Genomic DNA, 26193 nt, shown 5'->3' on the forward strand with positions numbered 1-26193 from the left:
GGCAGTTCCTGCAACTGGCGATACGCGGCGTCGGCGAGCGCCTTGCGGCCGTAGCCGACGTTCACGCACCAGAGGCCGGCCATCCCGTCGAGGATCTTGTTGCCGTCCGAGTCCCACAGGTAGACGCCGTCCGCCTTCACGATCACGCGGCTGCCCGCGCGGTTCAGCGCGCCCATGTCCGAGAACGGGTGGATGTGGTGCGCGGCGTCGAGTGCGCGGTAATCCGCGGTCGAATGCGGTGAGAAGACGTCGTTTCGATCGGTCATGTTTCCTCCGGATAACAGGGCCGCACGCTCAGACGTGCAGCAGCAGATGCCTGCGTTCCCACGAGCTGATCACGCGGAAGAACGCTTCGTATTCGGTGTCCTTCAGCGCCAGGTAGGCCTTCACGAACTTGTCGCCGAGAATGCCGGCCAGCGGCGTGCTGGCCGCCATCAGCGAGATGCCCTCCTCGAGATTGCGCGGCAGCTGATACGGCAGGTTGTAGCCGTCCGACGCGATCGGCTCGGTCGGTGCGAGCTGCTGCGACAAGCCGAGATAGCCGGCGGCGAGCGTCGCCGCGAACGCGAGGTACGGATTGCAGTCGACGCCCGGAATCCGGTTCTCGATGCGGCGTGCCGACGCGCCCGACTGCGGAATGCGAAAGCCGACCGTGCGGTTGTCGTAGCCCCACTGCACGTTGATCGGCGCCGCCATGAAGCGCGACAGGCGGCGATACGAGTTGATGTACGGCGCGAAGATCGGCATCAGCGCGGGCGTGTACTTCTGCAGCCCCGCGAGATAGCTGTGGAACATCGGCGACACCGCACCGTCTTCGTCGGAGAACAGGTTGCGCCCCGTACGGGCGTCGGCCAGGCTCTGGTGGATATGCATCGCCGAGCCCGGCTCGTCCTGCATCGGCTTCGCCATGAAGGTCGCATACATGTTGTGGCGCAGCGCCGCCTCGCGCACCGTGCGCTTGAACAGGAATACCTGGTCCGCCAGCGACAGCGCATCGCCGTGCACGAAGTTGATCTCCATCTGCGCGGCGCCGACCTCGTGGATCAGCGTCTCGATGTCGAGGCCCTGCATCTCGCAGTATTCATAGATGTCCTCGAACAGCGAATCGAACTCGTTCACCGCTTCGATCGAATACGACTGCCGGCCGGTCTCCGCGCGCCCGGTGCGGCCGACCGGCGGACGCAGCGGCAAGTCGGGATCGGCGTTCATGTCGACGAGATAGAACTCGAGCTCGGGCGCAACGACCGGCTGCCAGCCTTTCGCCTTGTACAGGTCGAGCACGCGTCGCAGCACGTAGCGCGGCGAGATCTCGACCGGCGAGCCGTCGAAGTGCACGCAGTCGTGGATCACCTGCGCGGTCGGATCGACCGCCCACGGAATCAGGCAGATCGTCGACGGATCGGGCACGCACACCATGTCGGGATCGGTCACGCCGGTCAGCGTGCCGTCCTCCGGATAGTCGCCGGTGACGGTCTGCACCATCACGGCCTGCGGCAGGCGCATCGATTCGCCGGACTCGAACTTGTTGCGCGGAATGATCTTGCCGCGCGCAATGCCGGCCATGTCGGGAATGATCGCCTCGACCTCGGTGATGCGGTGCTGTCGCAGGAATTCGCTCAGTTCGGGTTGCATGATCGGCCTCTATCAGTCGACGTCGGATGCGGCCGGCGACGACGTCGCGCCACAAGCCGCAAGAATGCGATGCGTCATGCGCGCGCGGCACGCCGCGCCGAATGCCGCGAAGATGTCGCGCGACAGCGGCTGTTCCGCGTAGCGCCATTCGGGATGCCACTGCACGCCGAGCGCAAACGCGCGCGCGCCGCGCACGCTGACGGCCTCGATCAGTCCGTCGGGCGCGCTGGCTTCGACGACGAGCCCCGCACCGAGCTGTGCAATGCCCTGGTCGTGCAGCGAATTGACCGTCGCGTCCTGCGCGCCGCGCGCGACTCGCTGCAGCAGGCCGCCCGGCGCAAATTGCACGACGTGCGCGGGGCCGTATTGCCGTTCGAGCGGATCGGCCGGCCGCTCGCGGTGATCGTCGAAGCCGGTCGTCGCGTGCAGCCGCTGATGCAGCGTGCCGCCGTAGGCGACGTTCAGCTCCTGCATGCCGCGACAGATGGCGAGCACGGGCACGCCGGCTTCGATCGCCGCGCGGATCAGCGGCAGCGCGGTCGCATCGCGCGCGGGATCGTGCAGCGTGTCGGGCGCGCTCGCGGTACCGCCGTAATGATGCGGCTCGACGTTCGAATAGCTGCCGGTCAACAGCAAGCCGTCGACCGCCGCGACGATCGCGTCGGCCGGCTGGCGCGCGCCGAGTGCGGGCAGCACGAATGCAAGCGCGCCGGCGCCGTCGACGAGCGCCGCCAGGTACTTCTCCCCCGCCGTGTGGTTCGGATGCGCACCGCGCAGGATGCGGTCGGCGGTGACGGCTACGATCGGGCGCGCACGCATGGGTGCCTCTCCGGTAAGCGCGCGCGACACGTTCGCACGCGGGACGATGAAGGTTCGCGCCGGCGCCGCACGCGCGCGCCACGACACGGCGCATGCCCATGCACGATCCTGCCGCGCGGACGATGCGGCAACAGGCGGTGCGACCCGAAACGGAAACGGAAACGGAAAAGGACGCTAGGGCAACAACGATGCGCTGCCGTCGCACTGCACCGCGCTGAACACGTGCGCGGTCACGAGATTGAAGCGGCGCAGGCCGCGATGGGACATGGCGAAGAAACGAGGCTCGCGCAAAGGGGCGGCACGCGTGCCGCAATCAGCATGCCGGATCGGACCGGCCTGAGGCGGCGCGCCCGCCGACGGACTTCGCGTCCGGCGTATCGAAGGGCTGGCGGCTTTCACGATGGTGCTCGACTGACTGACGAAGGCAGGACACGTGTCGCGACGAAGCGCATGCGGCAATGCCGCGCGGCGACACGTCGGCAAGGTGTCTCGCGGCGCATTCCGGCGCGGTGCGGCCAGGATCGATGGCCTCGCCGCCGGTGCGCGCGTGACGACTTCCTGACATTCAGCTTATATCACCTAAAAATTGCGTCAAATTTTCAGGTACCGATGACGGCATCGGTCAGACGAAAAGCACCCAAAAAAAACGGCACCGATCTCGTGGATCGATGCCGTGTTGTGCATTGCACCGGTGCAGCACGCTGCGTGCCGGCGGGCTGCGACACACCTGCTCCGCCGCGCTGCCGCATCCGCGCGGCCCGTGTTCAACGATGCGCGAGCGCGGTTTCGACGAGCGTCTGCAATAGCGGCACAATCCGCGCCGCACGCGTTTCGTCATACGCGTAGGGACGCGTCTCTTCCATGTAGGTGATCTGCGAAAGCTCGAGCTGCACGGCCTCGACGCCGGTATCGGGCACGCCATAGTGACGCGTGATGTAGCCGCCCTTGAAGCGCCCGTTCGCGACGGCCGTATAGCCGCCATGTTCGAGCACGCGTGCGGCCAGCGCCTCTGCCAGACCCGGTGCGGCACTCGCGCCGCTCGACGTGCCGAAGTTGAAGTCGGGCAGGCGGCCGTCGAAGAAGCGCGGCACGTGCGAGCGGATCGAATGCGCTTCCCACACGAGCACGCGGCCGTGTTCGCGCTTCAGGCGGGCGACCTCACGCTGCAGCGCGTCGTGATACGGCAGCCAGTAGCGATCGCGGCGACGCATGATCTCGTCATTGCCCGGCAGCGCGTTCGCCGGATACAGCGGTGCCTTGTCGAACGTATCGACCGGCACGAGCCCCGTCGTGTCCTGCCCCGGGTACAGGTTTTCGTTGTCGGGCGGACGGTTCAGGTCGACCACGTAACGTGCATGCGACGGTACGAGGATCGATGCGCCGAGGTCGGCCGCGAATCCGTACAGCCGTTCGAGATGCCAATCGCAATCGTCCACGAAACGCGCGTCGGCCGTCATCGTCGCGGCGATGTCGTCGGGGATGTGCGTGCCTGCATGCGGAATCGAGATCAGCAGCGGCAAAGTGCCCTGCTTCAGCGTGAATACAGCCGGTTGTTCAGTCATGTCGCATCACCGTTAGAGGTCTGCCGGCGCACGCATGCGGCGTGCGCCGGTTGCGCGCATCAGCGCAGCAGTTGCGCCAGCGCGGCGCGGTAGTCGGCATACGCGACGGCTTCGTCGCGATGACGGCGGCCGCTCACGACGCGCTCGCCGCCCGTGTAGACGTCGAGCACCGGCGTCTCGCCGTGCTCCGCGAACACGATACCCGACAACCACGACGTGCTGTCGTGTTCGGCGATCGCCGGATGATCGGGATCGAGCACGAGCCAGTCGGCGCGGCATCCTTCCCGCAGCGCGCCGACACGCCGCCCGCTGGCCTGCGCGCCGCCCGCGAGCGAAGCGTCGAACAGGCGATCGGCGACATGCGCCTGCGTGTCGCTCGCCAGCACGTTGCGCGCACGGTGCACGAGCCGCTGCCCGTATTCGAGCAGGCGCAACTCCGAGCGCCAGTCGACCGACGCATGGCTGTCCGAGCCGACGCCGATCACGCCGCCCTGCGCGAGATAGTCGACGGCCGGGAACACGCCGTCGCCGAGGTTCGCCTCGGTCGTCAGGCACAGGCCGGCGACCGCGCGACGCTTCGCGAGCGCCGCCGTCTCGGCCGCGTCGACATGCGTCGCATGCACGAGACACCAGCGTGCATCGACGTCGAAGCGCTCGAGCAGCCATTGCACGGGGCGCGCACCATAGGCACGCACGCAGTCGTCGACTTCGGCTGTCTGCTCGGCGATATGGATATGCACGGGCGCATCGTCGGGCAGCCCGTCGAGCAGCACGCGCAACCCGTTCTCGGATACCGCCCGCAGCGAGTGCGGCGCGACGCCATAGCGCAGCCCGCCGTGCTCCGGTGCCGCGCGGCGCATCGCGTCGAGCAGCTCGAGCAGGCCGTCAGGCGTATTGATGAAGCGGCGCTGGTCGTCGCGCGGCGGCTTGTTGCCGAAGCCGGCGAACTGGTACGACACGGGCAGCATCGTGATGCCGATGCCGGCCGAGCGCGCAGCGTCGACCACGCACGTGCCGAGTTCCGCGATCTGCGGATAACGCGAGCCGTCCTGCGCGTGATGCACGTAGTGGAATTCGCACACCGACGTGTAGCCGCACTTGAGCATCTCGACATACAGCCAGCGCGCGATCGCCGCGAGCGCGTCGGGCGTGATCTTCAGCGCGAAGCGGTACATCAGGTCGCGCCAGCTCCAGAAGCTGTCGGCCGGATTCGCGCGGTATTCGGTAAGCCCCGCCATCGCGCGCTGGAACGCGTGCGAATGCAGGTTCGGCATGCCGGGCAGCACCGGCCCGGCCGCGCGCGCGACGCCGGCGGGTGCGTCGGTGTCGGGCGTCACGCCGGTCAGCGTGCCGGCGGCGTCCCAGCGCAGCAGCACGTTACGGCGCCAGCCATCGGGCAGGTACGCATGGTCTGCGAACAACAGGGTGTCGGTCATAAGGCTATCCATTCATCCGGCGAAACACGGTCGTGCCGCCGCGTACGACCTGCTCGCACAGCGGCCGGCCGATCCAGTAGGCGAGCTCCGACAGCGAGCCGACCGACCAGGCGGCGAAGTCGGCCTGGCGACCGATCTCGAGCGCGCCGTGGCGATCCGCGCGGCCGAGCGCTGCGGCCGCATGGCGCGTGACGCCCTGCAGCACTTCGGGCACCGTCATGCGGAACAGCGTGCAGCCCATGTTCAAGGTCAACAGCAGCGATTCGAGCGGCGACGTGCCGGGGTTGTGATCGGTCGCGAGCGCGATCGGCACGCCGTGCTTGCGCAGCAGCTCGATCGGCGGCAGTTGCGTCTCGCGGATGAAGTAGTACGCGCCGGGCAGCAGCACGGCAACCGTCCCGGCTGCCTTCATGGCCTCGATACCGGCTTCGTCGAGAAATTCGAGGTGATCGGCGGACAGTGCGCGGTAGCGCGCGGCCAGCGCCGTGCCGCCCGCATTCGACAGCTGCTCCGCATGCAGCTTCACCGGCAGCCCGCGCCGCGTCGCGGCGTCGAACACGCGCTCGGTCTGCGCGAGCGAAAAGCCGATGCGCTCGCAGAACACGTCGACCGCGTCGACGAGGCCTTCGTCGGCCAGCGCCGGCAGCATCCGGTCGCACACTTCGTCGATGTACGCATCCGCACGGCCCGCGTATTCGGGCGGCAGCGCATGCGCGCCGAGGAAGGTCGTGTAGACGGTGACCGGAAAGCGCTCGCCGAGCTGGCGCGCGACGCGCAGCATCTTGCGTTCGCTCGCGAGGTCGAGCCCGTAGCCCGACTTGATCTCGATCGCAGTCACGCCTTCGGCGAGCAGCGGCTGCAGCCGCGCAGCGGCCTGCACGAACAGCGTCGTCTCGTCGGCCGCGCGCGTCGCGCGCACCGTCGACACGATCCCGCCGCCCTGCCGCGCGATTTCCTCATAGCTCACGCCCGCGAGACGCTGCGCGAATTCGTCGGCACGCGTGCCGCCGTACACGAGGTGCGTATGGCAGTCGACGAGGCCCGGCGTCACCCACGCGCCGTGCAGATCCTCGCGCTGCCAGTGGGTATAACCGTGCGGCAGCGCGTGCATCGCGCCGAGCCAGACGATCGTGCCGGTTTCGTCGACGGCGATCGCCGCGTCGTCGATCGTCTCGTCAGGATGGCCGTGCGGGCACAGCCTCAGGTGATGCCAGACAGTCGGTTTCATGCATTCAGTCTCGTTCGCCGATGGCGAGCGACACGGCGAGCAACGCGCCGCTTCCGCTCACGACGACGTCAAACGCACGCCGCGGCCCGTCGAGCCGCAACGTGTCCATTTCGTGCAGTGTGGAGCGTGTGCCGTCGATTTCAACGGCAACCTCGCCAGCCGCGCAATACAGCAGCACGGTATCGGCACGCTCGATGCGGTGCGCGCCTGCGCGCCACACGTCGAGCGCGCCGCGTGCGGCCGAGCGGCGCGTCATCAGGTTGAAGTCGCGCGTCGCGCCGTCGTGCAGCGTCGCGTCGATCGCCGCCTCGCCCGCAAAATCCGCGCGGGCCAGCGGTGCGTCGAGCACGTGGCGTGCGCCGCCTGCCTCGGCGAGCGTCATGCCCGCGCCGGACAGCAGCACGAGTGTGCGGTCGATCCCGTCGAAACGCGAGAACGGCCCGGGCGTGCCGACGTCGGCCACGCTCACGCGCCACGCGAACGCGTCGAGCGCGGCGCCCTCAGGAAACGCACCGATTTCGCGCGTCACGCCGCCGCCGTTCTTCCATGGCGACGCGACGAGATCCGCTGCGCGGATCATCGTCGCGATCACCGGCGCCTGGTGGAGCGCCGTCATGCTCAGCGGCCGAGCATCGGCAGCTTCAGGCCGGCTTCGCGGGCCGTCTGCTGCGCGAGTTCGTAGCCGGCATCCGCATGGCGCATCACGCCCGTCGCCGGGTCGTTCAGCAGCACGCGGCCAAGACGCTCGTGTGCTTCGGCGGTACCGTCGGCGACGATCACAACGCCCGAGTGCTGCGAGAAACCCATGCCCACACCGCCGCCATGGTGCAGCGACACCCACGATGCGCCGCCTGCGGTGTTCAGCAGTGCGTTCAGCAGCGGCCAGTCGCTCACGGCGTCCGAACCGTCCTTCATCGATTCCGTCTCGCGGTTCGGGCTGGCGACCGAACCGGTGTCGAGGTGGTCGCGGCCGATCACGATCGGGGCCTTCAGTTCGCCGTTCTTGACCATCTCGTTGAACGCCTGGCCGAGGCGATAGCGATCCTTCACGCCGACCCAGCAGATCCGTGCCGGCAGGCCCTGGAACGCAATGCGTTCACGCGCCATGTCGAGCCAGTTGTGCAGGTGCGGATCGTCGGGGATCAGCTCCTTCACCTTCTGGTCGGTCTTGTAGATGTCTTCCGGATCGCCCGACAGCGCGACCCAGCGGAACGGGCCCTTGCCTTCGCAGAACAGCGGGCGGATATACGCCGGCACGAAGCCCGGGAAATCGAATGCGTTCTCGACGCCCATTTCCAGCGCCATCTGGCGGATGTTGTTGCCGTAGTCGAGCGTCGCCGCGCCGCGCTCCTGCAGCGCCAGCATCGCGCGCACCTGGACGGCCATCGACTGCTTCGCGACCTTCACGATGCTCTGCGGATCGACCTTCTGCGCTTCGCGCCATTGCGCGACGGTCCAGCCTTGCGGCAGGTAGCCGTTGATCGGGTCGTGCGCGCTCGTCTGGTCGGTCACGCAATCCGGCGTGATGCCGCGCGTGACGAGCTCCGCGAATACGTCGGCCGCGTTGCCGAGCAGGCCGATCGACACCGGCTTGCCGGTGCGCTTCGCTTCCTCGATCATGCCGAGCGCCTCGTCGAGCGTCGTCGCCTTCTTGTCGACGTAGCGCGTCTTCAGGCGGAAGTCGATGCGGGTCTCGTCGCATTCGACCGCGATCATCGAGAAGCCGGCCATCGTCGCGGCCAGCGGCTGCGCGCCGCCCATGCCGCCCAGGCCGCCCGTCAGGATCCAGCGGCCCGACGGGTCGCCGTTGAAGTGCTGGTTCGCGACCGAGAAGAACGTTTCATAGGTGCCCTGCACGATGCCCTGGCTGCCGATGTAGATCCAGCTGCCGGCCGTCATCTGGCCGTACATCATCAGGCCCTTGCGGTCGAGCTCATGGAAGTGATCCCAGTTCGCCCAGTGCGGCACGAGGTTCGAGTTCGCGAGCAGCACGCGCGGCGCATCCGTGTGCGTGCGGAACACACCGACCGGCTTGCCCGACTGGATCAGCAGCGTCTCGTTCTCTTCGAGATCCTTCAGCGACGCGAGGATCTGGTCGTAGCATTCCCAGTTGCGCGCCGCGCGGCCGATGCCGCCGTACACGACGAGCGCATGCGGATGCTCGGCGACTTCCGGGTCGAGGTTGTTCTGGATCATCCGGTAGGCCGCTTCGGCCAGCCAGGTCTTGCAGACTTTCTCGCTGCCGCGCGGCGCGCGGATCGTGCGCGTCGGATCGAGACGGGGATCGATGTGTTTCGGATGGTTCATGACGACAGCTCCCGAAGGAAAATGAATATCAAATAGGAATCAGAAATGCCCGGTGAAGCGATAACGGCTGCCGGGATGCCACAAATTCGCCACCGAGGCGACGACGCCCTGCGACCAGGTGCGTCGATGTAAAACCAGACACGGCTCGACGTCGTCCATCCGCAGCTGCTCGCGCCGCTCCGGCGCCGGGGCCGCCGCTTCGATCCGGTACTCGACGCGCTGCAGCGGAGCCGCGCGCATCAGGTACAGGTTCGGCGTCGTGTTCGTGAAATCCTGCTCGGCGTAATCCGGCGCGACCGCCGGATTCACCCACCGTTCTTCGAGCTGCACGGGCTCGTCATTCTCGAAGTGCAGCACCTGCGAGTGAAACAGCTTCGTGCGAACGGCCACCTGCATCTCGTCGGCGAGCGCCTCGTCGGCGCGGATCGTGTCGAGGCCGAGCACGCTGGCGCGATACGCATGCCCGCGTGCACCGACTTCCTCCGAGATGCTGCGGATCGCCACCAGCGTCGACTCGTACTTCGGCCGCGCGACGTAGGTACCCGCGCCCTTCATGCGCGTGAGCACCTGCTCGGCCGTCAACTCGCGCAGCGCGCGGTTGACGGTCATGCGCGCCACCTTGAACTCGCGCGCCAGCTCGTTCTCGGACGGCACCTGGTCGCCCTCCTCCCACTCGCCTGCGTGGATGCGGCCCAGGATGAAATCCTTGATCTCCTGGTAGACCGGCGCGCTCATGGGCTTACTGTTCCGACGCGAACGAGAACGGCGCGGCCTTCGCGAACGCGCGCTCGCTGACGAGCTTCGCGATCACCGCGATATCCGGTGCGAAGTAGTGGTCGAGCTCGTAGTGCGCAACATGGCCGCGGATCGTTTCCATCACGGGCGCGAGCTTCGGGCTCGTGTGGTACGGCGCGCGCAGGTCGACGCCCTGCGCGGCGGCCAGCAGTTCGATCGCGAGGATGTACTTCGTGTTGTCCGCGATGTCGGCGAGCTTGCGCGCGGCGAACGTCGCCATCGACACGTGGTCTTCCTGGTTCGCCGAGGTCGGCAGCGAATCGACCGACGCCGGGTGCGCGAGCGTCTTGTTTTCCGATGCGAGTGCGGCAGCCGTTACGTGCGCGATCATGAAGCCCGAGTTCACGCCGCCGTCCCTCACGAGGAACGGGGGCAGGCCCGACAGCGTCGCGTCGATCAGCAGCGCGATGCGGCGTTCGGCCAGCGCGCCGATTTCCGCGGCGGCGAGCGCGAGGTTGTCGGCCGCGAACGCGACGGGCTCGGCGTGGAAGTTGCCGCCCGACAGCACTTCGCCGGTATCCGGGAAGATCAGCGGGTTGTCCGACACGGCGTTCGCTTCGACCAGCAGCACGTTGGCCGCATGGCGCATCTGGTCCAGGCACGCGCCCATCACCTGCGGCTGGCAGCGCAGGCTGTACGGATCCTGCACCTTGTCGCAGTCGCGGTGCGACTGGTTGATCGGCGAGCCTTCGAGCAGGTCGCGATACGACGCGGCCGCGTCGATCTGGCCTTGATGGCCGCGCAGCTCATGAATGCGTGCGTCGAACGGCTTCACCGAGCCGGCTGCCGCGTCGACCGACAGCGCGCCCGCGACGAGCGCGGTGCGGTACAAGTCTTCGATCGAGAACATGTTGTCGAGCGCCAGCGCGGTCGATGCCTGCGTGCCGTTCAGCAGCGCAAGGCCTTCCTTCGCCTGCAGCGTCAGCGGCGCGAGGCCCGCGACGCGCAGACCGTCGAGTGCGCTCGCACGCTCGCCGCGGATGAACACCTCGCCGACGCCGAGCAGCACGGCCGACATGTGCGCGAGCGGCGCGAGGTCGCCCGATGCGCCGACCGAGCCCTTCACCGGGATCAGCGGCAGCACGTCCGCGTTGAACAGCTTGATCAGCGCGTCCATCACTTCGCGACGGATGCCCGAGTGGCCGCGGCCGAGGCTCGACAGCTTCAGTGCCATCAGCAGGCGCACCGACGAGCGCGCCATCGGCTCGCCGACGCCGACCGCGTGCGACAGCACGAGGTTCTTCTGCAGCAGTTCGAGCTGGTCGTGCGGGATGTGCGTGCTGGCCAGGCGGCCGAAGCCCGTGTTGATGCCGTAGGCCGGCTCGCCCTTCGCGGCGATGTCGGCGACGGCCTTCGCGCCGGCGTCGATCTTCGCGAAGCTGGCCGGATCGAGCGTCAGTTGCACGGATTCGCGCGCGATCTGGCGCAGTTGCGGGAGGGTCAGGTGGCCGGGGGTCAACGTAATCATGTGAGCAATCCTGTCTAGACAAGTTCGGAATGGATTGAAGTGTAGCCACGCCAACTTGTCTAGACAACCCGTTTTTCACCGATTTCGACTTGGGAGTTTCCCTGATGCCCGGCGCGGCCCGCCGGATCGGCCGGTGCGATCCGGCTCTTAACGTTTGTTGTAATTATTTTATAGTTTGCAACATACGGACCGTCATTCGCCACGGAGACTGCCATGCCCTTCCCGTCACGATTCGCCGCCCGGTTCGGCCGCCCCATGCTGTTGGTCGCGTGCGCACTTGCATGCGGCGCGCCGCTCGCCGCGGAGCCGGCCGACTGGCAGAGCGTCGGCACGCCGCAATCGTCAGAAGCCTACGGGTTCATGCTGCGCAAGGACGATCCGGCGTTCAAGGCGCTCGTCGACGGCGTGCTCGTGCAGTTGATGAGGCGCGGCAAGATCGACGCGCTATACGACAAGTGGCTCATGAAGCCGGTGCCGCCGAAGAGACTGTCGGGCGACTTCGCGATGAGCGATGTGATCACGGCGCGCTATGCGGCGCCGAACGACGCACCGCTCGAATGAGCGCCGCGTGCTGATACCGGCTCACGCACGCGTCCATGCGACGCACGCCGCGTAGCCGGGCGCCGCGTCGAGCCACGCCGCATCGAACGCCGCGACGCCGGCGGCGGGCGCGGCCGGATCGACGATCGTCGCAGCAGGGGTCGCGACATCGCGCGGCGGCACGACCGCGAACGCGCTCAGCCCGCCGACGATGCCCGTGCCGAGCGCCTTGAGCAGCGCCTCCTTCGCACACCAGACGCGCATGAATTCGCCGGCGCGCGCGGCAGCCGGCAGGCTGTCGAGATAGGCGGCCTCGGCGGGCGCGCAGACTTCGCGCGTCAGTGCGCGCCAGTCGGCCGCGCGATTGCAGCTCTCGATATCGACGCCGACGCGGCCCGCGGGTGCCCATGCGAGCAGTGCATGATCGCCCGCGTGCGACACGTTGAAGTCGAGCGATGCACGATGCGCGCCATCCAGCGACGGCCGCCCCGATGCGTCGACGACGATCGCGACCGCTTGCGGCGCGATGCCGAGGGCCGTGCCGAGCACGTCGCGCAGCGCAGCACGCGTCGCGGCGCTGCGCACCGCATCCTCATGCCGCATGAAGCGTGCCGCCCGCGCGTGCTCGCTCTCGCTGAGTGCTGCATACGCGGGCGACGCAAGCGGCGCGCGCCAGTCGAAATCGACACGCGCGATCCGCACGCCGGCACGGGACGCGGCGGGCGGCACGTCGAGCTGCTGCATGCGCCAGGCGCGGGGCGGTTCGGACGGGGAAGCGGAATCGGGCGGGACGAGCATCGACGTGCGGCGGCCTGTGGAATGAAACGTCCGATGTTAATCGATCGAGCGGTGTGGCGAGCCGTTGCGGGCCGCCGGTGTCAATGCCGGCACCGTGCCGCATGCTGGCGCTCGCGCTCCCGGCCTGCGCCTGCGTAGCGCGGCCGCCCCGTCATCCGTTCGCGGCGACGCCCGGCACGCCGCTGCCCGTCCCCCGCCCGCGCGCCGCCGGGTGAAGCGCATGCACTTTGCCCGGCGCATCGGCCGGCAGCACGCCGTGCTGCAGCCAGTACAGCGCAAGCGGCCACAGCGTATCGGTGAAGCGGCTGTGGAAAAACGCGAAATGGCCGATCGCGTCGACACCGATGTCGGCCGGCGCGATCCGCTGATGTGTGACGTCGCTGCCCGTGTAGTAGCCGACCAGCCGCTCGATCGCCTCGACCGTGCCGAACCCGTCGTCGTCGAGGCCGATCGCGAGCATCGGCGCCGACAGCCCCGCGAAGCGCGCGGGCAACGCGGCGCGGCTCGCGGCGGGTTCGGCGAGAGGGCCGCTCGTATAGCCATCCTCGAAGCGTGCCTGCGAGCGCACCCACGACAACGCGACGCCGCGCGGCGTGTCCTCCATCCAGCCGAGCCGCTTCGCGGGCACGTAGCCGAACACGGCCGCGAGCACCGGCATCGCGACGTGCCACTTCCACCACATGCGGCGTCGTTCGGCCGGCAGGTAATCGCGCCAGTACGCATACTGCGCGCCGACCGTCACCGCATGTCGCACGTGCACGTTCGATGCCGCGAGCCCGAGCACGAACCCGCCGATGCTGTGCGCGACGACGTCGATCGGCTGGCCCGGAAACGCGTCGCGCGCGTATTGCAGCGCGGCTTCGCAATCGAGCCGCCCCCAGTCGAGCCAGTTCGCGCGCAGCTTCGCGAGCTGTGCCGGGCGCGACCCGCCGATGCCGCGATAGTCATAGACGAGCACGTCGCGCCCCTGTGCGAACAGCCAGGCCGCGAAACGAAAGTAGTAGTCGCAACGCACCGACGTTGCGCAATTGACGACCGTCACGGGCCGCGCGACGCTGCTGCCGCGATGGCGCCATACATGGCCGCGCAATTCATAGCCGTCCGCCGCGCGCAGCGTCACGGGCTCGGGCGGCAATGCGTCCGCCGCGTGGCTGCCCTGCTTCGTTCCGCTGCTTTCGTTCGAAATCGTCATCGTGTCTCCGCCCCCATGCTTCGCGCTCCATCCGGGTTGGCGCCGCAGTGCTTACTCGTGCCCGTGCTTCGGGGCCAGCCAGGACATCAACGCACGAGCGCCTGCTTCAGCCCCATCCTTCGCCGCCCCACGCCAGCCTCCATTGAACTTGACGCGCCCCGCGTTCTCAACCAATCTTCCTGCTCCGTTCGCATGAGTCACGCGCATGTCAACGCCGCTCGTCCGTCTCCCGTCGCTCGACCTCGTCCGCGGTTTTGTCGCGGTCGGCCGCCGCATGAGCATCACGCTCGCCGCGCAGGACCTCTGCGTCACGCAATCGGCGGTCAGCCGCCAGGTACATGCGCTCGAAGCGCATCTCGGCGTCGCGCTGCTGCAGCGCGGCTACCGGAAAATCGCGTTCACGCCGGAAGGCGAGCGGCTGTTTCGCGTCGCGGATGCCGCACTGCACGACCTGCAGGACACCGTCGCGTCGCTGGCCGCCACGCGCGAGCGCCAGCCCGTCACGATCACCGCGAGCATCGGTGTCACCGCGCTGTGGCTGCTGCCACGGCTCGGGCGGCTGCAGGCGCGCCTGCCGGAGATCGACCTGCGCGTCGCCGCGAACGACAAGGTACTCGATTTGCGTGCCGAAGGCATCGACCTCGGCATCCGCTATTGTCCGCGAGACCGCGCGCCGGCCGGCGCGCTGCGCCTGTTCGACGAGATCGTCGTGCCGGTCGCGCATCCGGCACTCGCCGCGCGGCCCGTCACGAACGCGGCCGCGATCGCCGACCACGTGCTGCTCGAATTCGACGGGCCGCCGCAGCCGCAACTGCAGTGGCGCGCGCACCTGCATGCGGCCGGGCTCGGCGACGCGCGCCCGAAAGGCGTGCTGCGCTTCAACCAGTACGACCAGGTGATCCAGGCCGCGATCGCGGGCCAGGGCGTCGCGCTCGGTCGGCTCGCGCTCGTCGCGCCGATGCTCGAGGACGGCCGGCTCGCTGTGCTCGGGCCGCACACGCAGGCGCTGTCGGATGCGTACGGCTACTGGCTGTTCCAGCACGATCCGGCCCCCCGCCGCGAAGTCGCCGACGTCCGCGACTGGATGCTCGCCGAAGCGGCCGAATGCGATACCGCGATGCGTGCGCACGACACGGCGTCGGCGTAAGCCGGCGCGGCCTTTGCGAACAAACCCGACCGTTGCCGGGCGCCCCCGCCCCACCCCGCACGCCTCGCGTCGCATTCCCCGCGCGCATGCCAACCTGACCGAATGATCGCTTGAGCGGCGACGGGCCCGATCGTCTAATCGGATCGAGCGCGGCCGTTTTGCCGCGTGCCACCTCCGGAGACACGCATGACCCCGATCGAGCAGGAAGTCCGCCGCCGCTGGCTGCCCGTACTGGCTGGCGGCCTGATCATGGGCGCCGCGCTCGGCATCCGCCACGTGCAGGGCCTGTTCCTTGCGCCGGTGTCGCTCGACCACGGCTGGTCGCGCGAAGCGTTCGGCCTCGCGCTGGCACTGCAGAACCTGATCTGGGGCGTCGCGCAGCCGTTCACGGGCATGATCGCCGATCGCTTCGGCTCGCTGCGCGTGATCGTCGCCGGGATGCTGCTGTATGCGGCCGGGCTCGTCACGATGGCGCATGCGGCGACGACCGGCATGTTCACGATCGGCGCCGGGCTCGTGATCGGCATCGCGCTGTCGGGCTCGGCATTCGCGTCGATCTATGGTGCGCTGAGCCGCCTGTTTCCACCCGACCGGCGCGGCTGGGCGCTCGGCGTCGCGGGCGCGATCGGCGGGCTCGGCCAGTTCTGCATGGTGCCCGTCGCGCAGGAACTGATCGGCGGCATCGGCTGGCGGCATGCATTCATCGCGCTGGCGCTCGTCGCGGCGCTGCTCGCGCCGCTCGCCGTGCTGCTGCGCGACCGGCCCGCGCAGGCTGCCGGCGCCGCCGCCGGCCCCGACCAGTCGATCGGCGAAGCCGTGCGCGAGGCGTTCGCGCATCGCGGCTTCTGGCTGCTGAACGCGGGCTTCTTCGCGTGCGGCTTCCAGCTCGCCTTCATCGCGACCCACCTTCCCGCGTACCTGCTCGACCACGGACTGCCGGCGCGCCACGCGAGCGTCGCGCTCGCGCTGATCGCGCTGACCAACGTGGCCGGCACCTACGCGTGCGGCCATCTCGGCGGGCTGCTGCGGCGCAAGTACGTGCTGTCGGTGCTGTACCTCGTGCGTGCGCTCACGATGGCTGTATTCGTCGCCGCGCCGCTGTCACCCGCAAGCGTCTACGTGTTCGCGGCCGTGATGGGGTTCACGTGGCTCGGCACCGTGCCGCTGACCAACGGCGTGATCTCGCAGGTGTTCGGCGTGCGCTACATCGCGACGCTGTTCGGCTTCGTGTTCTTCGGGCACCAGCTCGGCAGCTTCTTCGGCGTCTGGCTCGGTGCGCTCGTGTACGACGCGACGCATTCGTATATGCCGCTGTGGATCGGCTCGATCGCGCTTGGCGTGCTCGCAGCGTTGCTGCACCTGCCGATCGACGACGCGCGCGTCGCGCGTCCGGCATCGGGCAACGCGGCGTGGGCATGATCCGCGCGGCGCTGGCCGCCGGCGCGCTCGCGTTCGTCGCGTGGTGCGGCGCGGCCTACTTCGATTCGGGCGTTGCGTACGCGCTGCTCGAACACGTCGCGTTCTGCAATTGATGCGGCAACCCGGGGCGGGCAGTCAGCGGCGCTTCGGCAATGCAGCCAGCGCGTCGAGCGCGCGGGCACGCGCTGCCGCATGCTCGACGAGCGGCGCCGGATAGTCGACGCCGAGCCGCACGCCGGCCGCGCCGAGTTCCAGCGGCGACGCTTCCCACGGCGCATGGATCGAGGCGTTGTCGAGACCCGCGAGCTCGGGCACCCAGCGCCGCACGTACGCGCCGTCCGGATCGAACTTCTGCCCCTGCGCGACCGGATTGAAGATGCGGAAATACGGGGCGGCGTCGGCGCCGCAGCCGGCCACCCACTGCCAGCTCGCCGCGTTGTTCGCGGGATCGGCGTCGACCAGCGCGTCCCAGAACCACGCTTCGCCCGCGCGCCAGTCGACCAGCAGATGCTTGATCAGGAACGACGCGACGACCATCCGCACACGGTTGTGCATCCAGCCGGTCGCCCACAGTTCGCGCAGGCCCGCATCGACGAGCGGATAGCCGGTCAGCCCGCGTTGCCATGCGCGTAGCCCGGCGGGATCGTCGCGCCACGGCATCGCATCGAACTGCGCGCGGAAGTTGTCGGTCGCGAGCGCCGGGAAGTGGTACAGCAGCATGTAGCTGAACTCGCGCCAGCCGAGTTCGCTCAGGAATTTGTCAGCGTCTGCGGCAACCGTCGCGCCGCCTGCGTTCGCAGCGCCCTGCACCGCGTGCCACACCTGTCGCGGCGACACATTGCCAAAGCGCAGGAACGGCGACAGCCGGCTCGTCGCGGGCCGGTCGGGAAGGTCGCGCGCATCCGCGTAGCCGGCAAGCGAGGTCGTCAGGAATGCGTCGAGCCGGGCGTGTGCGCCGGCTTCGTCGGGCGCGGGCCATGCGTCGCGCAGGCCGCCGGCCCAATCCGGCACCGGAGGACGCAAAGCAAGTGCGTCGAGCGCCAGCGCGCGGTCACGCACGGCCTTCGGCCACGGATGAAACCCGATCCGCTCGGGCTCCGGCAGCGGCGCGGCGACCGTGCGGTCGCGGCGCGCCGCGCGCCAGTACGCGGTGAATACCTGGTACGGCCCGCCGCTGCCCGTCAGCACCTCCCACGGCTCGTTCAGCAGGCTGCCGTTGCTGCTCTCGACCGTCACGCCGCGCGCCTTGAGCGACGCCTTCAGCGCCGCATCGGCGTCGCGCTGCGGTTGCGCATAGCGGCGGTTCCAGTACACGGCGTCCGCACCCGTGTCGTGCACGACGCGTTCGATCTCGCGCGGCGCGTCGCCGCGCAACAGCAGCAGGCGCCCGCCATGACGCGCAAGTGCCGCGTCGAGCCCGGCCAGCGCCCCGTGCAGCCACCAGCGCGCCGCGCCGCCGAGCGCGCGCCCGGCGCCGTCGCCCGTGTCGTCGACGAATACGCAGACGAGCGGCCGGCCCGACGCCACCGCGCGCGTCAGCGCGGGCTGGTCGGCCACGCGCAGATCGTCGCGGAACCAGACGATCGCGGGAGCAACGGACGACTTGGCGGGCACGGGCACCTCGATGACGAAAGCAGGAAGAGACCGGTATTGTCGCGGCTGCGCCACGTGGTGTCGACGTTCGATGCGCCGGTGCCGATTCCGATTCCGATTCCGCTGACGATCACGGCACTCGCCCGTTTCGCATCACCCGCCCGGTGAAACGCCTTAGTCCATTCCGACGATTCTTCTCCGCGTGCACCGGCCTACGCTCGATGTCGGGTGCGCCGCGCTGCGCGGCACGTACCGGCCGCGAACGCCCGCCGCATGCCCGATCCGCACCCGTCACGCGCGCCGACCGACACCGGCGCGGACCTTTCCGACCGCCGCGACGCTTCCCGCCACCCGGGTACGCGCGGCCACATCCGATATTCCACCATGACCAAACCCTCGAATCTCGTCACCTCGATCACTGTCGACATCGACGCGCCGGCCTCCGTCGTCTGGGAGGTGCTGACCGACTTCCCGCGCTACGGCGAATGGAACACGTTCTGCGTCGGCTTCGAAACGACCGGCAGGCTCGGTGATTTCGTGCACATGCAGGTGCGCATCCCTGGCACGGAGACCGTGATTCCCGTCAACGAGATCCTCGTCGCGTACGAGCCCGGGCGCCTGCTGTCGTGGGAGCAGCGCCCGACCGACGACAACAAGGACGCCGCGCGCCGCGACCAGTACATCGACGCGATCGGCGCGGAGCGCTGCCGCTATTTCACGACCGACCAGTTCCTCGGCCTCAACGCGGACACGATCATGCAGAACCACGGTGCGTGGGTGAAACAAGGCTTCGACCAGTGCGCACGCGACGTGAAGCAGCGCGCCGAAGCGCTCCATGCCGCACGCCGGCACAACCGCGCCTGACCGGGAGCCGCCGATGCCCGATCTGCAAACGCTGTCCGATCACCACGACATCCGCGAGCTGATCGTCGCGTATTCGACGGCGATCGACACGCGCGCCGTGCGATGGCTGCACGGCGCGCGCATCTCGGGCCGTCGCGTCAATCGAGCCGGAACGCCGCCTCGAATCGCTCGGCGAACGCGTCGAACTCGGCTTCCGGCAGATGGTTGATGCCGCCCGCGCGCTTGCGCCCGCCGCCGGTCGGAAAGCCGCGACAGAACTCGTCGGCGCCGAGCGGCCGGCCGTCGGGCACGCGCACGCTGACGACGAGCCCGCCGTCCGCGCGCGGCGACAGCACCGCGAGCGCCGCATGCGGCGCGTTGCGCATCCGCTCGTTCGCGAGCATGCCCGTCGCACGCCGCGCCCAGGGATGATCAGGCATCCGGACCAGCGTCGCACCGGGCACCTCGCGCAGCGGCGCAAGTGCGCACGCACGCGTCATGTCGTCGCGGTAGCCGTCGCGCAGCGCGGCGAACACGGCCGTCTCGCGCACGAAATCGAGCGGGTCGGCGCAGGCCAGCATCGCGTCGGCGAGCGCGGCCGGATCGAAATGCAGATCGCCGACACACTCGCCGTACGCGTTGTAGTTCAGATAGAGCCCGAGTTCGGCAAGTGTGTCGCGTTCGGCGTCGTCGACGCCGTGCTCGCGCGCGAGCGCGTTGCCGAGCGCGGGCAGTTCGTCGCCGAATGCCGCGACGATCGCCCAGCGCACATGCCGGCCGCCGAGATAACGGTTCACGATCGCGCTCGTGCAGACGTCGGCCGCCGTGTCGATATGCGCGTCGAAGCGCGGATCGTCGGGCAGCTCGCCCGCGAAGTGGTGGTCGAAATAGCGAACCGTCGCGCCGTCGCGCAGCAGCCGCGCGCACGCGTCGCGATTCTGGTCGTGCGACACGTCGAGCACGGTGACGATGTCACCCGCCCGCGCGTCGATCCGCTCGAGCAGCTTGATGTCGCGTTTCACGCCGGTCACGAGCGTGCCGCATACGCCCTCGGCGAGCCGCAGCTGCTGAAGCGCGCACAGCCCGTCCGCATCGCCATTGAACGCGAAGAAATGCCGCGCGTGTTGATTGTCCTGCATGATCCATTGCTCCATCGTCAAGGCATGAAATCGCCGCCGTTCGCGTCGAGCGTCGCGCCCGTCACCGCGTTCGCGTAGTCCGACGCGAGGAACAGCGCGGCACGTGCGCAGTCGTCGTCGGTCGGCAGCTTCGCGAGCGCGATGTTCGACGCGATCGGCGCGACGATCTGTTCTTCCGTCATCCCGTACTCGGCGGCCGCCTGCCGGAAATACGTCTGCGTCGGCACGCCCCACATCCACCCCATGTGGATGCTGTTCGCGCGAATGCCGTGCACGCCGAGTTCGCGCGCCAGGTATTTTGCCGCAACCGCGAGCGCGCCCTTCGATACAGCGTAGCCCCCTTCCCCTGCAAACGGCTTGCGGGTCGCCTGCGTGTTGATCATCACGATCGAGCCGCGCTTCTGCCGCTTCATGTGCGGCACGACTTCCTGCGTGAGCGCCATCGTACCGAACACGTTGGTGTCGAACACCGCGCGCCAGCCATCGAGGTCGGCTTCCTCCACCGGTTCCGGAAACGTGCCGTGCACGAATGCGCTGTTCACGAGCGCGTCGATCCGGCCGAAACGCTCGACGGCCTGCGTCGCGAGCTGCCGGCATTGGGCGCGGTCGGTGATGTCGGTCTTCACCTTCAGCACGTCGCAATCGACGCCAAGCGCACGGATCCGCGTTTCGGCGTCGTCGAGCTTCTCCATCGTGCGCGCCGCGACGGCCACGCCGCGCGCGCCCTCGCGCGCAGCCTCGACGGCGAGCTTCACGCCGAGCCCCGGCCCGATCCCGGAAATCACGACGATCTTGTCCTTCAGCAACATGGCTTGTCTCCTGGTTATCGTTGGTCTCGCGAGCCAGGCCGTCAGCCGGCCGCCCGCAGGTGCCGCGCGCGATACGCGGCGAAGTCGCGCGCAAGTTGCGCTTCGGTGAAGCCGAAGCGCGCGATCGAATAGTCGTGCGCCGCACGCTTGTCGCGGCCGTTGCACGCCATCCAGTGCGTCATCGCCGCGCGCTGCCGCGCATCGAGCGGCATCCCGGCAAAGGCGTACACGGCCTCGGCAACGCCGAGCGGATTCGACACCGTGTCCTCGAAACGCACGTCGAGGAACCGGTCGGCCGGCAGCGCGTCGCGCGCGGCCATCGCCGCGCCGATCGCACGTGCCATCCCCGCATTCCACTGCGCGCCGACGGCAAGCGGATCGGGATCGTCCGCATACATCTGCCACAACGTGTGCGCCATGCTCGCCACCGACGGAATCGTCTGCGCCGGATCGCGGTGCGTCAACACGACCTGCGCGCGCGGAAACACGCGGCACAGCACGTCGAGCGCATGCAGGTGCTGCGGCGTCTTCAGCAGCCAGCGCGCGGCCGGCGCGACATCGCGCTGCGCCTTCTGCCATTGCAGGAACTGCAGCATCCGCTTCAGGTACGTATAGACCGGCGTGAGATCCTGCCGCGCGAGCCACGCCGTATAGCGCGGCACATTCGCGTACGAATCCATCGCGCACACGAACGAATGTTCCATCAGCATGAACTCCTCGTCGGCGAGCATCGCATCGAGCGGATGGATCGTCAGGACCTGCGGAATGCAGTCGATCATCATCGCGACCTCGGCCTGCGCGCGTGCGATGCGCACCGTCGGCTCGGCGAGCGTCTCGCCCTCGAGCGGCGCCGGATAGCGCGTTTCCCACCACGCGGCCGTGTGGAAGCGCGGGTCGACGGCCAGCAGGCGCTGCAGCAGCGTCGTGCCCGTGCGCGGCAGGCCGACGATCACGAGCGGATCGTCGATTTCGATCTCCGCGATCTCCGGATGACGCCGGAAGTATTCCTCGACGACGAGCCGGTTCACGAGCTGGCCCACAAGCTTTTCGCGCATCATTTCCGCGCCGCGCGCGGACAGTTTCGCTTCGTCGATCAGCGACGCGCACATCACGTCGAGTGCCTCGCGATACGGCCCGTCGCCGAACACGGTCAGTCCGTCCGTGCGCGACACGGCTTCGGCGATCAACCCGTCGGGCGCGAGCAGCGTGCGGGTTCGATCCAGCGGTGCGTTCATGCGGCCTCCGTCAGCGTCGCGAGCTTCACCACACGCGTGCGCGGATGCACGGGCTGCGCGGCGCCCACCCAGCGCCAGCAGATCGTGCCGGTGCGATGCCCGGCCGTATCGAGCCAGTTTGCTTCACCCGGCCGCGCGGCCGCGACGACCACCGTCACGCCGCCGTCCGCGTTCAGCCGTGCGCTGTGCTTGTTCACGCAGATATCGAAGTGCCGGTAATCGAGCGACTCCATCCAGTAGTTGTTGAGCTGCACGTTCCAGAAATCGCAGTCGGGCACCGTGTCGACGTCGATCACCAGCGCTTCGTCGTCGGCCAGTGACCAGCTCGAGTGGTAGTAGTAGATGTTCGGATCGCCGCCGACCGACTGGCACAGCGCCTGGTCGGCCGGCGGCAGTGCATTCACGTGCGACCGGTAGCTCGCAGCCCAGTCCGCGAACAGCTTCGACGTCTGCTCGACGAACTGCGCGGCGCGCGTGAGGCCGCCCTGCAGTACGAGCGGGTCGAGCGGTGCCGGACGGTCGTGCGCGCCGATGCGCTCGATCTTCAGTTGCGCCGGCGTTTCCGCGCGCCGGTCGAGGAAGGTCTGGCGCACCAGCAGCGCGTTCGTGCCCGGCTCCATGCGCACCCAGTTGCCCGCGCGCGGCGTCTCGCTCAACACGATCTCGACGCTGCCGTCCGGTGCGATCTCGAGCTGCTTCGCATCGAGAAAGCCCGTCTGCAGCATCTTGCCGTCGGTCTCGTAGCCGCCCTTCTGCGTGCCGAAGCTCAGGTACGCCACCGTGCCGCGCCGCCCCGTCACGCGGTATTCGCAGCGGCCGTCGAGACGCGCGTACTGATACAGGTTGTCGGGATTGTCGGCGCCGATCTTCGCGGTCTCGTGCGACGGCGAGAAGAAGCCGGGCCACGCGCCGTCCGCGAACTCGACGTGCATTTCGAGCGCGATGCGCATCAGCCGGCTCAGGTAGCGGAACCCTTCCGCGCGTGTCAGCGGGTCGTTCGGCGCCTCCGCGCGCAGGATCTGTTGTCCGCTGCGTTTCAGGGTGTCGCAGAAATCGGCCCAGGTCTGGCCCGATAGCAGTTGCGTGGCACGTGTGTCGTCCGTCATGTGTCGTCTCCGCCGATGGTCGAGCGCTCACCTTAAGCGCCGCCGCCGCGCGCCACTTCGTCCGGGTGGACTAAGGAAAGATCCGCTCCACCGCCGCGCCGCGGTTTAGTCCACCCGGACGAAGAGCGGCGTGCCGTTCGCTCGATACCGTTGGCGTCATGCACGAAACGCCGCACATGTCGCGCGGCGCCGGCATGAAACAAGGAGACGAACGATGTTGACCCACTTGGAGCGGCTGGAGGCCGAAAGCATCCACATCATGCGCGAGGTGGTCGCGGAGAGCGACAACCCGGTGATGCTGTATTCGATCGGCAAGGACAGCTCGGTCATGCTGCATCTCGCGATGAAGGCGTTCTACCCGGCGAAGCCGCCCTTTCCGCTGCTGCACGTCGATACGACCTGGAAATTCCGCGAGATGATCGCGTTTCGCGACGAGACGGCCGCGCGCCTCGGCCTCGACCTGCGCGTGCACATCAACCCCGACGGCGTCGCGAACGGCATCGATCCGTTCACGCACGGCTCGGCCGTGCATACGGATGTATGGAAGACGCAGGGGCTCAAGCAGGCGCTCGATCGCTACGGCTTCGACGCCGCGTTCGGCGGCGCCCGCCGCGACGAGGAGAAATCGCGCGCGAAGGAGCGCATCGTGTCGCTGCGCTCGGAACAGCACCGCTGGGACCCGAAGCGCCAGCGCCCCGAACTCTGGTCGCTGTACAACGCACGCAAGCGCAAGGGCGAGAGCCTGCGCGTGTTCCCGATCTCGAACTGGACCGAGCTCGACATCTGGCAGTACATCCGGCTTTACGACATCCCGATCGTGCCGCTCTACTTCGCGAAGGAACGGCCCGTGGTCGAGCGCGACGGCGCGCTGATCATGGTCGACGACGAACGCCTGCCGCTGCGCGAAGGCGAAGTGCCGCAGATGCGCAAGGTGCGCTTTCGCACGCTCGGCTGCTATCCGCTGACGGGTGCGATCGACAGCGACGCGACGTCGCTCGACGACATCCTGCAGGAGATGCGCGAGACGCGCACGTCCGAACGTCAAGGACGGCTGATCGACAGCGATTCGGCCGGTTCGATGGAAAAGAAGAAACAGGAGGGATATTTCTGATGGCACACGTTCTCACTGCGCCCGACACGCACGCGCGCCCCACCCCCGATACCCGCGCTGCCGACGAAGCGCACGCGCCAACCCAGGACCTGCTGCGCTTCATCACGTGCGGCAGCGTCGACGACGGCAAGAGCACGCTGATCGGCCGCCTGCTCTACGAATCGAACATGCTGTTCGACGACCAGCTCATGCAGCTCGAGGCCGATTCGAAGAAGGTCGGCACGCAGGGCGGCGAACTCGATTTCGCGCTGCTCGTCGACGGCCTGTCGGCCGAGCGCGAACAAGGGATCACGATCGATGTCGCGTACCGCTTCTTCGCGACCGCGCGGCGCAAGTTCATCGTCGCCGACACGCCCGGCCACGAGCAGTACACGCGCAACATGATCACCGGCGCATCGACCGCCGATCTCGCCGTGATCCTGATCGACGCGCGCAAGGGTGTGCTCGTGCAGACGCGCCGCCACAGCCATCTCGTCGCGCTGATCGGCATCAAGCGCGTGGTGCTGGCGATCAACAAGATGGACCTGGTCGACTACGACCGCGCCGTGTTCGAGCGCATCGACGCCGACTATCGCGCGTTCGCGGCCGAGCTCGGGCTGGCGGAGATCGTCAGCATTCCGATGTCGGCGCTGCGCGGCGACAACGTGATCGCACCGAGCGCGCGCATGCCGTGGTACGCAGGCCCGCCGCTGATGCAGCATCTCGATACGCTGCCGATCGCCGCCCGCGTGACGCGCGACGAGCCGTTCCGGCTGCCGGTGCAGTGGGTCAACCGCCCGCACCTGAATTTCCGCGGCTACGCGGGCAGCATCGCATCGGGCGAGATCCGTGTCGGCGAGCGCGTGCGCGTGCTGCCGTCCGGTAAGGAGAGCCGCGTCGCGTCGGTGATCACGCAAGGCGGCGACAGCGACATCGCGCGCGCCGGCGACGCGGTGACGCTCACGCTCGCCGACGAGATCGACGTCAGCCGCGGCGACATGATCGCGCGCGCGGATGCGCCGCCCGAGGTGGCCGACCAGTTCGAGGCGACGCTCGTGTGGATGCACGACGAGCCGCTGCTGCCCGGCCGCCCGTATTTCGTGAAACTGGGCACGCAGACGGTCGGCGCGACCTGCGCGACGCCGAAGTACAAGATCGACGTGAACACGCGCGAGCATCTCGCGGCGCGCACGCTCGCGCTCAACGAGATCGGCGTGTGCAACCTGAGCTTCGACCGGCCCGTCGCGTTCGATCCGTACGACCGCAACCGCCACACGGGCGGCTTCATCGTGATCGACCGCTTCACCAACGACACGGTCGGCGCCGGGATGCTGCACTTCGCGCTGCGCCGCGCGCACAACGTGCACTGGCAGGCCGTCGACGTCGACCGCGCCGCGCGTGCCGTGCAGAAGGCGCAGACGCCGCGCATCGTGTGGCTGACGGGCCTGTCGGGCGCCGGCAAGTCGACCATCGCGAACCTCGTCGAGAAGCGGCTGCACGCGCTCGGCAAGCACACGTACCTGCTCGACGGCGACAACGTGCGGCACGGGCTCAATCGCGATCTCGGTTTCACCGAGGCCGATCGCGTGGAGAACATCCGGCGCGTCGCCGAAGTCGCGCGGCTGATGCTCGACGCGGGGCTCATCGCGCTCGTGTCGTTCATTTCGCCGTTCCGCGCGGAGCGCGACATGGCACGCGCACTGGTCGGCCCCGACGAGTTCGTCGAAGTGTTCGTCGACACGCCGCTCGCGATCGCCGAGGAGCGCGATCCGAAGGGCCTGTACAAGAAGGCGCGGCGCGGCGAGCTGAAGCACTTCACGGGCATCGATTCGCCGTACGAGCCGCCCGCGCAGCCCGAACTGCGCGTCGACACGGTGGCCGAGTCGCCGGAGGAAGCGGCCGACCGCATCGTCGCGCACCTGCTGCGCGAGCGCGCGGCGTAAGCGCCGCAAGCGGGCGGCCCGACGGTTGCCCGCCTGCCCGCGCCGCCTACTCCGTTCGGATGACGCGGGCCGCCGGCCGGCCGGTATGCTGG

General features: G+C 68.7%; 23 protein-coding genes and 1 pseudogene. 7 read left to right on the top strand and 17 right to left on the bottom strand.

Going from position 1 to position 26193, the window contains the following annotated elements; all coding sequences use genetic code 11:
- From B7G54_RS35995 to hutH, 10 genes are all read right to left on the bottom strand, one after another.
- The coding region (locus B7G54_RS35995; RefSeq protein ID WP_133059262.1) for an aminotransferase class III-fold pyridoxal phosphate-dependent enzyme at nt 1-266 on the bottom strand (266 nt) is incomplete at its 3' end.
- A 28-nt stretch (nt 267-294) separates the two neighbouring features.
- On the bottom strand, nt 295-1632 hold the full coding sequence (locus tag B7G54_RS36000) for a glutamine synthetase family protein (RefSeq protein ID WP_085043435.1): 1338 nt from the start codon (nt 1630-1632) through the stop codon (nt 295-297).
- A 12-nt stretch (nt 1633-1644) separates the two neighbouring features.
- Nucleotides 1645-2451 (bottom strand): gamma-glutamyl-gamma-aminobutyrate hydrolase family protein, encoded by an 807-nt coding sequence (locus B7G54_RS36005; RefSeq protein WP_085043470.1) that lies wholly within the window; start codon nt 2449-2451, stop codon nt 1645-1647.
- Between the two features lie 764 nt (nt 2452-3215).
- Entirely contained in the window at nt 3216-4013 is a 798-nt protein-coding gene (gene hutG / locus B7G54_RS36015) for an N-formylglutamate deformylase (RefSeq protein ID WP_085043437.1), read from the bottom strand.
- A 59-nt stretch (nt 4014-4072) separates the two neighbouring features.
- On the bottom strand, nt 4073-5449 hold the full coding sequence (locus B7G54_RS36020; RefSeq protein ID WP_085043438.1) for a formimidoylglutamate deiminase: 1377 nt from the start codon (nt 5447-5449) through the stop codon (nt 4073-4075).
- Nucleotides 5450-5453: 4 nt separating this feature from the next.
- Nucleotides 5454-6677 (bottom strand): imidazolonepropionase, encoded by a 1224-nt coding sequence (hutI, locus tag B7G54_RS36025; protein ID WP_085043439.1) that lies wholly within the window; start codon nt 6675-6677, stop codon nt 5454-5456.
- Between the two features lie 4 nt (nt 6678-6681).
- Nucleotides 6682-7293, bottom strand: a complete 612-nt coding sequence (locus B7G54_RS36030) for a HutD/Ves family protein (RefSeq protein WP_085043440.1) — start codon at nt 7291-7293, stop codon at nt 6682-6684.
- A gap of 2 nt (nt 7294-7295) precedes the next feature.
- Nucleotides 7296-8984: a urocanate hydratase gene (gene hutU, locus B7G54_RS36035; protein WP_085043441.1), complete on the bottom strand. Its 1689-nt coding sequence runs from the start codon at nt 8982-8984 to the stop codon at nt 7296-7298.
- 39 nt (nt 8985-9023) lie between these two features.
- A complete protein-coding gene (gene hutC, locus B7G54_RS36040) occupies nt 9024-9719 on the bottom strand; it encodes a histidine utilization repressor (RefSeq protein WP_085043442.1) in 696 nt (231 codons plus the stop codon).
- A 4-nt stretch (nt 9720-9723) separates the two neighbouring features.
- Complete coding sequence (gene hutH, locus B7G54_RS36045; protein ID WP_085043443.1) at nt 9724-11247, bottom strand: histidine ammonia-lyase; 1524 nt, start codon at nt 11245-11247, stop codon at nt 9724-9726.
- Nucleotides 11248-11541: 294 nt separating this feature from the next.
- Between hutH and B7G54_RS36050 the strand changes: the two are divergent.
- Nucleotides 11542-11808: pseudogene (locus tag B7G54_RS36050) on the top strand (amino acid ABC transporter substrate-binding protein); the annotation flags it as partial.
- A gap of 21 nt (nt 11809-11829) precedes the next feature.
- Here the strand turns inward: B7G54_RS36050 and B7G54_RS36055 are convergent.
- Both B7G54_RS36055 and B7G54_RS36060 read right to left on the bottom strand, forming a co-directional pair.
- Nucleotides 11830-12585, bottom strand: a complete 756-nt coding sequence (locus B7G54_RS36055) for a 4'-phosphopantetheinyl transferase family protein (protein ID WP_085043444.1) — start codon at nt 12583-12585, stop codon at nt 11830-11832.
- Between the two features lie 151 nt (nt 12586-12736).
- Nucleotides 12737-13777 (bottom strand): alpha/beta hydrolase family protein, encoded by a 1041-nt coding sequence (locus B7G54_RS36060; RefSeq protein ID WP_085043445.1) that lies wholly within the window; start codon nt 13775-13777, stop codon nt 12737-12739.
- A 205-nt stretch (nt 13778-13982) separates the two neighbouring features.
- Between B7G54_RS36060 and B7G54_RS36065 the strand changes: the two genes are divergently transcribed.
- The 3 genes from B7G54_RS36065 (at nt 13983) to B7G54_RS40060 (ending at nt 16456) form a co-directional block, all read left to right on the top strand.
- Nucleotides 13983-14924 (top strand): LysR substrate-binding domain-containing protein, encoded by a 942-nt coding sequence (locus B7G54_RS36065; RefSeq protein WP_085043446.1) that lies wholly within the window; start codon nt 13983-13985, stop codon nt 14922-14924.
- A 186-nt stretch (nt 14925-15110) separates the two neighbouring features.
- Complete coding sequence (locus B7G54_RS36070; protein ID WP_085043447.1) at nt 15111-16343, top strand: MFS transporter; 1233 nt, start codon at nt 15111-15113, stop codon at nt 16341-16343.
- Nucleotides 16334-16456 carry a hypothetical protein gene (locus B7G54_RS40060; RefSeq protein ID WP_048248848.1) on the top strand — a complete coding sequence of 41 codons (123 nt, stop codon included), beginning with the start codon at nt 16334-16336 and terminating at the stop codon, nt 16454-16456. The genes B7G54_RS36070 and B7G54_RS40060 overlap by 10 nt, the downstream gene beginning before the upstream one ends.
- A gap of 22 nt (nt 16457-16478) precedes the next feature.
- On the opposite strand, the gene B7G54_RS36075 is transcribed toward B7G54_RS40060, so the two are convergent.
- Nucleotides 16479-17957 carry a cryptochrome/photolyase family protein gene (locus B7G54_RS36075; RefSeq protein ID WP_085043471.1) on the bottom strand — a complete coding sequence of 493 codons (1479 nt, stop codon included), beginning with the start codon at nt 17955-17957 and terminating at the stop codon, nt 16479-16481.
- A 363-nt stretch (nt 17958-18320) separates the two neighbouring features.
- Between B7G54_RS36075 and B7G54_RS36080 the strand changes: the two genes are divergently transcribed.
- Nucleotides 18321-18800, top strand: a complete 480-nt coding sequence (locus B7G54_RS36080) for an SRPBCC domain-containing protein (RefSeq protein WP_085043448.1) — start codon at nt 18321-18323, stop codon at nt 18798-18800.
- Nucleotides 18801-18937: 137 nt separating this feature from the next.
- On the opposite strand, the gene B7G54_RS36090 is transcribed toward B7G54_RS36080, so the two are convergent.
- The 4 genes from B7G54_RS36090 to B7G54_RS36105 are packed head-to-tail and all read right to left on the bottom strand — an operon-like array spanning nt 18938 to nt 23068.
- Nucleotides 18938-19918 (bottom strand): acetyltransferase, encoded by a 981-nt coding sequence (locus tag B7G54_RS36090; protein WP_085043472.1) that lies wholly within the window; start codon nt 19916-19918, stop codon nt 18938-18940.
- A 17-nt stretch (nt 19919-19935) separates the two neighbouring features.
- Entirely contained in the window at nt 19936-20727 is a 792-nt protein-coding gene (locus B7G54_RS36095) for an SDR family oxidoreductase (RefSeq protein ID WP_085043450.1), read from the bottom strand.
- A 41-nt stretch (nt 20728-20768) separates the two neighbouring features.
- Nucleotides 20769-21962, bottom strand: coding sequence for a sulfotransferase family protein (locus tag B7G54_RS36100; protein ID WP_085043451.1), 1194 nt, complete (start codon nt 21960-21962; stop codon nt 20769-20771).
- Complete coding sequence (locus B7G54_RS36105) at nt 21959-23068, bottom strand: DUF1214 domain-containing protein (protein ID WP_085043452.1); 1110 nt, start codon at nt 23066-23068, stop codon at nt 21959-21961. Before B7G54_RS36105 ends, B7G54_RS36100 begins: the two co-directional genes overlap by 4 nt.
- A 130-nt stretch (nt 23069-23198) precedes the next feature.
- Between B7G54_RS36105 and cysD the strand changes: the two genes are divergently transcribed.
- Entirely contained in the window at nt 23199-24179 is a 981-nt protein-coding gene (gene cysD, locus B7G54_RS36110) for a sulfate adenylyltransferase subunit CysD (protein ID WP_279628104.1), read from the top strand.
- Complete coding sequence (cysN, locus tag B7G54_RS36115; RefSeq protein ID WP_085043454.1) at nt 24179-26101, top strand: sulfate adenylyltransferase subunit CysN; 1923 nt, start codon at nt 24179-24181, stop codon at nt 26099-26101. Before cysD ends, cysN begins: the two co-directional genes overlap by 1 nt.
- The last annotated feature ends 92 nt before the right edge of the window (nt 26102-26193 follow it).

Origin of the sequence: Burkholderia puraquae, from assembly GCF_002099195.1 — a bacterium.
GTDB lineage: Bacteria > Pseudomonadota > Gammaproteobacteria > Burkholderiales > Burkholderiaceae > Burkholderia > Burkholderia puraquae.

Excerpts from the sequence above, each read along its gene's own strand:
- B7G54_RS36000 (WP_085043435.1), bottom strand. The coding sequence starts at position 1,632 with ATGCAACCCGAACTGAGCGAATTCCTGCGACAGCACCGCATCACCGAG.
- B7G54_RS36005 (WP_085043470.1), bottom strand. The coding sequence starts at position 2,451 with ATGCGTGCGCGCCCGATCGTAGCCGTCACCGCCGACCGCATCCTGCGC.
- hutG (WP_085043437.1), bottom strand. The coding sequence starts at position 4,013 with ATGACTGAACAACCGGCTGTATTCACGCTGAAGCAGGGCACTTTGCCG.
- B7G54_RS36020 (WP_085043438.1), bottom strand. The coding sequence starts at position 5,449 with ATGACCGACACCCTGTTGTTCGCAGACCATGCGTACCTGCCCGATGGC.
- hutI (WP_085043439.1), bottom strand. The coding sequence starts at position 6,677 with ATGAAACCGACTGTCTGGCATCACCTGAGGCTGTGCCCGCACGGCCAT.
- B7G54_RS36030 (WP_085043440.1), bottom strand. The coding sequence starts at position 7,293 with ATGACGGCGCTCCACCAGGCGCCGGTGATCGCGACGATGATCCGCGCA.
- hutU (WP_085043441.1), bottom strand. The coding sequence starts at position 8,984 with ATGAACCATCCGAAACACATCGATCCCCGTCTCGATCCGACGCGCACG.
- hutC (WP_085043442.1), bottom strand. The coding sequence starts at position 9,719 with ATGAGCGCGCCGGTCTACCAGGAGATCAAGGATTTCATCCTGGGCCGC.
- hutH (WP_085043443.1), bottom strand. The coding sequence starts at position 11,247 with ATGATTACGTTGACCCCCGGCCACCTGACCCTCCCGCAACTGCGCCAG.
- B7G54_RS36055 (WP_085043444.1), bottom strand. The coding sequence starts at position 12,585 with ATGCTCGTCCCGCCCGATTCCGCTTCCCCGTCCGAACCGCCCCGCGCC.
- B7G54_RS36060 (WP_085043445.1), bottom strand. The coding sequence starts at position 13,777 with ATGACGATTTCGAACGAAAGCAGCGGAACGAAGCAGGGCAGCCACGCG.
- B7G54_RS36065 (WP_085043446.1), top strand. The coding sequence starts at position 13,983 with ATGTCAACGCCGCTCGTCCGTCTCCCGTCGCTCGACCTCGTCCGCGGT.
- B7G54_RS36070 (WP_085043447.1), top strand. The coding sequence starts at position 15,111 with ATGACCCCGATCGAGCAGGAAGTCCGCCGCCGCTGGCTGCCCGTACTG.
- B7G54_RS36080 (WP_085043448.1), top strand. The coding sequence starts at position 18,321 with ATGACCAAACCCTCGAATCTCGTCACCTCGATCACTGTCGACATCGAC.
- B7G54_RS36090 (WP_085043472.1), bottom strand. The coding sequence starts at position 19,918 with ATGCAGGACAATCAACACGCGCGGCATTTCTTCGCGTTCAATGGCGAT.
- B7G54_RS36095 (WP_085043450.1), bottom strand. The coding sequence starts at position 20,727 with ATGTTGCTGAAGGACAAGATCGTCGTGATTTCCGGGATCGGGCCGGGG.
- B7G54_RS36100 (WP_085043451.1), bottom strand. The coding sequence starts at position 21,962 with ATGAACGCACCGCTGGATCGAACCCGCACGCTGCTCGCGCCCGACGGG.
- B7G54_RS36105 (WP_085043452.1), bottom strand. The coding sequence starts at position 23,068 with ATGACGGACGACACACGTGCCACGCAACTGCTATCGGGCCAGACCTGG.
- cysN (WP_085043454.1), top strand. The coding sequence starts at position 24,179 with ATGGCACACGTTCTCACTGCGCCCGACACGCACGCGCGCCCCACCCCC.